The sequence below is a fragment of the Flaviramulus aquimarinus genome (genome assembly GCF_039543205.1).
Classification (GTDB): domain Bacteria; phylum Bacteroidota; class Bacteroidia; order Flavobacteriales; family Flavobacteriaceae; genus Flaviramulus_B; species Flaviramulus_B aquimarinus.
Genome location: NZ_BAABJH010000008.1, coordinates 1 through 5904, shown reverse-complemented (window position 1 = coordinate 5904; position 5904 = coordinate 1). Strand labels below are relative to the sequence as shown.

Here is a 5904-nt window from a genome sequence, read left to right as displayed (position 1 = left end):
GTTTGAGTTATAAACAAAAAAAGAGTCTAACTACATGATGTAATTAGACTCTTCAAAAAAGGCAACGACCTACTCTCCCACAAATGCAGTACCATCGGCGCTAACGGGCTTAACTTCTCTGTTCGGAATGGTAAGAGGTGAGCCCCGTCGCTATAACCACCTTAAGTCATAGCTGCTCGCTATTGGATTTTACTCCTTTAGCATTCAGCGTTCCAATTTAAATCGGAACAAATATCTTAACATATTGAAAAGTCTCATAGAGACATTAGATACAAAACAAATAATAATATTGAACTTATAAAAAAACAGGCGTACAATAAGCCTATGGGTTATTAGTACTACTCGGCTATGACATTACTGCCTTCACACCTATAGCCTATCAACGTGGTAATCTCCCACGACCCTTTAAAGAAATCTCATCTTGTGGTGGGTTTCGCGCTTATATGCTTTCAGCGCTTATCCCTTCCCAACGTAGCTACCCAGCAATGCTCCTGGCGGAACAACTGGTACACCAGAGGTTGGTCCAACTCGGTCCTCTCGTACTAGAGTCAGATCCACTCAAATTTCTAACGCCCACTGTAGATAGAGACCGAACTGTCTCACGACGTTCTGAACCCAGCTCGCGTGCCACTTTAATGGGCGAACAGCCCAACCCTTGGGACCTTCTCCAGCCCCAGGATGTGACGAGCCGACATCGAGGTGCCAAACCCCCCCGTCGATATGAGCTCTTGGGGGAGATCAGCCTGTTATCCCCGGCGTACCTTTTATCCTTTGAGCGATGGCCCTTCCATGCGGAACCACCGGATCACTATGCTCTACTTTCGTACCTGATCGACTTGTAGGTCTCTCAGTCAAGCTCCCTTATGCCATTGCACTCTACGCACGGTTACCAAGCGTGCTGAGGGAACCTTTAGAAGCCTCCGTTACTCTTTTGGAGGCGACCACCCCAGTCAAACTACCCACCAAGCACTGTCCCTTCTTAAGAAGGTTAGACTCTAGACAAGCAAAGGGTGGTATTTCAACAATGACTCCACAACGCCTGGCGACGCCGCTTCAAAGTCTCCCACCTATCCTACACATTACTTGTCCAAAACCAATACTAAGCTATAGTAAAGGTGCACGGGGTCTTTTCGTCCCACAGCGGGTAATCGGCATCTTCACCGATACTACAATTTCACCGAGCTCATGGCTGAGACAGTGTCCAGATCGTTGCACCATTCGTGCAGGTCGGAACTTACCCGACAAGGAATTTCGCTACCTTAGGACCGTTATAGTTACGGCCGCCGTTTACTGGGGCTTCATTTGAATGCTTTGCCGAAGCTAACATCTCCACTTAACCTTCCAGCACCGGGCAGGTGTCAGGCCATATACATCAACTTTCGTTTTAGCATAGCCCTGTGTTTTTGATAAACAGTCGCCTGGACCTTTTCACTGCGGCCACCCCGAAGGGTGGCGACTCTTCTCCCGAAGTTACGAGTCTATTTTGCCTAGTTCCTTAGCCATGAATCTCTCGAGCTCCTTAGAATTCTCATCCCAACTACCTGTGTCGGTTTAGGGTACGGGCCGCTTCTCTCGCTTTTCTTGGAAGTCGATTCTCTGGATTATCACCTTGACCGAGGTCTCAGTGTACTATCGCGGTGTTACCACTCGCTTCAACGTACTATTCCGTCAGTACGCACCAAATATTCGCCTCCGTCACTTTTATTGAGAGCGGGTACAGGAATATTAACCTGTTGTCCATCCACTACCCCTTTCGGGTTCGCGTTAGGTCCCGACTAACCCTCAGCTGATTAGCATAGCTGAGGAAACCTTAGTCTTTCGGAGTGCGGGTTTCTCGCCCGCATTATCGTTACTTATGCCTACATTTTCTTTTGTAGCTTCTCCAGCCAACCTCACAGTCAACCTTCGACGACACTACAATGCTCCCCTACCGATATTTCTATCCCATAGCTTCGGTAATATGTTTATGCCCGATTATTATCCATGCCGAACCGCTCGACTAGTGAGCTGTTACGCACTCTTTAAATGAATGGCTGCTTCCAAGCCAACATCCTAGCTGTCTAAGCAGTTCAACCTCGTTAGTTCAACTTAACATATATTTTGGGACCTTAGCTGATGGTCTGGGTTCTTTCCCTCTCGGACATGGACCTTAGCACCCATGCCCTCACTGCTGATTAACATTTTATAGCATTCGGAGTTTGTCAGGAATTGGTAGGCGGTGAAGCCCCCGCATCCAATCAGTAGCTCTACCTCTATAAAACTATAAATCAACGCTGCACCTAAATGCATTTCGGGGAGTACGAGCTATTTCCGAGTTTGATTGGCCTTTCACCCCTACCCACAGGTCATCCGAAGACTTTTCAACGTCAACCGGTTCGGTCCTCCACTGTATGTTACTACAGCTTCAACCTGCCCATGGGTAGATCACACGGTTTCGCGTCTACCACTACTAACTAAGCGCCCTATTCAGACTCGCTTTCGCTACGGATCCGGACCTAAAGTCCTTAACCTTGCTAGCAACGGTAACTCGTAGGCTCATTATGCAAAAGGCACGCCGTCACCCCAAAGGGCTCCGACCGCTTGTAAGCGTATGGTTTCAGGTTCTATTTCACTCCCTTATTCAGGGTTCTTTTCACCTTTCCCTCACGGTACTGGTTCACTATCGGTCTCTCAGGAGTATTTAGCCTTATCGGATGGTCCCGACTGTTTCATACAGGATTACTCGTGTCCCGCACTACTCAGGATACCACTATCTACGCACGCTTTACTTTTACGGGACTATCACCCTCTATGGTTCCTCTTTCCAAAGGATTCTAATTCATTGTGTTTCGAATATCGTGGTCCTACAACCCCGGTATTGCCGTAACAACACCGGTTTGGGCTAATCCGCGTTCGCTCGCCACTACTAACGGAATCACTTTTGTTTTCTTCTCCTCCGGGTACTTAGATGTTTCAGTTCCCCGGGTTTGCCTCCTTGCGGATACTATATCTTCAATATAGTGGGTTGCCCCATTCGGATATCTACGGATCAAATCGTGTGTGCCGATCCCCGCAGCTTTTCGCAGCTTATCACGTCCTTCTTCGCCTCTGAGAGCCTAGGCATTCCCCATACGCCCTTATTTAGCTTATTGTACTTTTTGCTTTTTTAATGAGTTTACTATAATTATCAAAACGATTTGACAATTATAATATGATCGATTGGATATCGCTCGTGATTCCAATCAATCCTAATTATTACTTATATAAATTAGATATTTCTAATTTATTTTCATGTATCTTTTTTCAATATGTCAATGAACGTTCTTTACTGAAATAAATTCAGTAATTCGTGGAGAATATCGGAGTCGAACCGATGACCTCCTGCGTGCAAGGCAGGCGCTCTAGCCAGCTGAGCTAATCCCCCATTATAAAAATCCTAATAATTAGAATCCTTAATGTGAATTTAGAATTCTCAGTTCTAGAATTTCCTTATATTTAGTAGTTAGTAGTCTCAGGCAGACTCGAACTGCCGACCTCTACATTATCAGTGTAGCGCTCTAACCAGCTGAGCTATGAGACTCTACTAAATCTTTATTTTAAATTAACAGCAATGAGAATAAACTATCTTTTTCTTAGTTTGTTGATACTTACTAGTCGTCTTTCTCTAGAAAGGAGGTGTTCCAGCCGCACCTTCCGGTACGGCTACCTTGTTACGACTTAGCCCTAGTTACCGATTTTACCCTAGGCCGCTCCTTACGGTGACGGACTTCAGGCACTCCCAGCTTCCATGGCTTGACGGGCGGTGTGTACAAGGCCCGGGAACGTATTCACCGCATCATGGCTGATATGCGATTACTAGCGATTCCAGCTTCACGGAGTCGAGTTGCAGACTCCGATCCGAACTGTGATAGGGTTTGTAGATTCGCTCCTGGTCGCCCAGTGGCTGCTCTCTGTCCCTACCATTGTAGCACGTGTGTAGCCCAGGACGTAAGGGCCGTGATGATTTGACGTCATCCCCACCTTCCTCACAGTTTGCACTGGCAGTCTTGCTAGAGTTCCCGACATGACTCGCTGGCAACTAACAACAGGGGTTGCGCTCGTTATAGGACTTAACCTGACACCTCACGGCACGAGCTGACGACAACCATGCAGCACCTTGTAAGTAGTCCGAAGAAATAGCTATCTCTAACTAATGCAACTTACATTTAAGCCCTGGTAAGGTTCCTCGCGTATCATCGAATTAAACCACATGCTCCACCGCTTGTGCGGGCCCCCGTCAATTCCTTTGAGTTTCATTCTTGCGAACGTACTCCCCAGGTGGGATACTTATCACTTTCGCTTAGCCACTCAGTCCGAAAACCGAACAGCTAGTATCCATCGTTTACGGCGTAGACTACCGGGGTATCTAATCCCGTTCGCTACCTACGCTTTCGTCCATCAGTGTCAATTGATTGTTAGTAATCTGCCTTCGCAATTGGTATTCTATGTAATATCTATGCATTTCACCGCTACACTACATATTCTAACTACTTCACAATAATTCAAGATAACCAGTATCAAAGGCAATTTTACGGTTGAGCCGCAAACTTTCACCTCTGACTTAATTATCCACCTACGGACCCTTTAAACCCAATGATTCCGGATAACGCTTGGATCCTCCGTATTACCGCGGCTGCTGGCACGGAGTTAGCCGATCCTTATTCTTACGGTACCGTCAAGGTGCTACACGTAGCACGGTTTCTTCCCGTATAAAAGCAGTTTACAACCCATAGGGCAGTCTTCCTGCACGCGGCATGGCTGGATCAGAGTTGCCTCCATTGTCCAATATTCCTCACTGCTGCCTCCCGTAGGAGTCTGGTCCGTGTCTCAGTACCAGTGTGGGGGATCCCCCTCTCAGGGCCCCTACCTATCGTAGCCATGGTAAGCCGTTACCTTACCATCTAGCTAATAGGACGCATACTCATCTTCTGCCGTAACCTTTAATGTGAGCTTCATGAGAAGCCTACATACCATGAGGCATTAATCCAAATTTCTCTGGGCTATTCCTCAGCAAAAGGTAGATTGTATACGCGTTACGCACCCGTGCGCCGGTCGTCGGCAGAGTGCAAGCACTCTCCGTTACCCCTCGACTTGCATGTGTTAGGCCTGCCGCTAGCGTTCATCCTGAGCCAGGATCAAACTCTTCATCGTTAATTTTTGTGTGTTACTCATATAATATACATGGTAACAACTTCTTAACAACTAATCAGAATCTTCTAGTACTCAAAATGGTCTATTCTCTTTGTTGATTTTAATCGTTTCCAATTTAAATCTTACGCTGTCAATTCAATATGTTTATGAACTTGTTTCTTTCTTTACTTTGCTCGTTTCCTTGCTAAGCGGGTGCAAATATAAAACCCTTTTTTATTACCCACAATACTTTTTTGATCTTTTTTTTAAAAAAGTTTTTTAACGATTTTCTTCAAATCAAATCCGTACTTGTAAATGAACTACGCTAAAGAAAGTTATGCCTTTTTTAGCGGGTGCAAACATACAACCCTTTTTGTATTACCCAATAACTTTTTTTTACTTTTTTTTAATCTTTTTTTTGCACGCTTTCAACTCCCTTGTTCTCTGATATTTATGCTCAATGGTTTTATGCGCTCTTATTGTAAACTACAACACTTTATGAAATACCCACCAACTCTTTTGCAAAAAAAAACGCTAAAGAGAAAAAAACAGACAACACTTTTCTTATTCCAAAAAGGGAACGGCCTTCTTTAAACGTCTTCGTTTTGTTCTTGCCAGTACTCAAGCCACTAAATATTGTGCGCCTGTATATATTATTACAGGCATGGTCAAGAACAAAACGTTACTTTGATAAATCGAACCTTGTACAGGTAACACATTTGGAATTGAGGCTTTGTTGAAGCGCTTTTTCTGATG

Annotated in this window: 2 tRNA genes and 3 rRNA genes; all 5 read right to left on the bottom strand. The window is 45.3% G+C overall.

The annotated features are described in order from the left end of the window. Positions 1 to 56: 56 nt before the first annotated feature. Positions 57 to 164: ribosomal RNA gene (gene rrf / locus ABD941_RS14620) — 5S ribosomal RNA — on the bottom strand. Positions 165 to 312: 148 nt separating this feature from the next. After that, positions 313 to 3131 (bottom strand): 23S ribosomal RNA (locus ABD941_RS14615). 198 nt (positions 3132 to 3329) lie between these two features. Then, positions 3330 to 3403, bottom strand: a tRNA-Ala gene (locus ABD941_RS14610). An 82-nt stretch (positions 3404 to 3485) separates the two neighbouring features. After that, positions 3486 to 3559: transfer RNA gene (locus ABD941_RS14605), tRNA-Ile, on the bottom strand. An 88-nt stretch (positions 3560 to 3647) separates the two neighbouring features. Continuing rightward, positions 3648 to 5169: ribosomal RNA gene (locus tag ABD941_RS14600) — 16S ribosomal RNA — on the bottom strand. The 16S, 23S and 5S rRNA genes sit together here with 2 tRNA genes alongside, the layout of an rRNA operon. Positions 5170 to 5904: the final 735 nt, after the last annotated feature.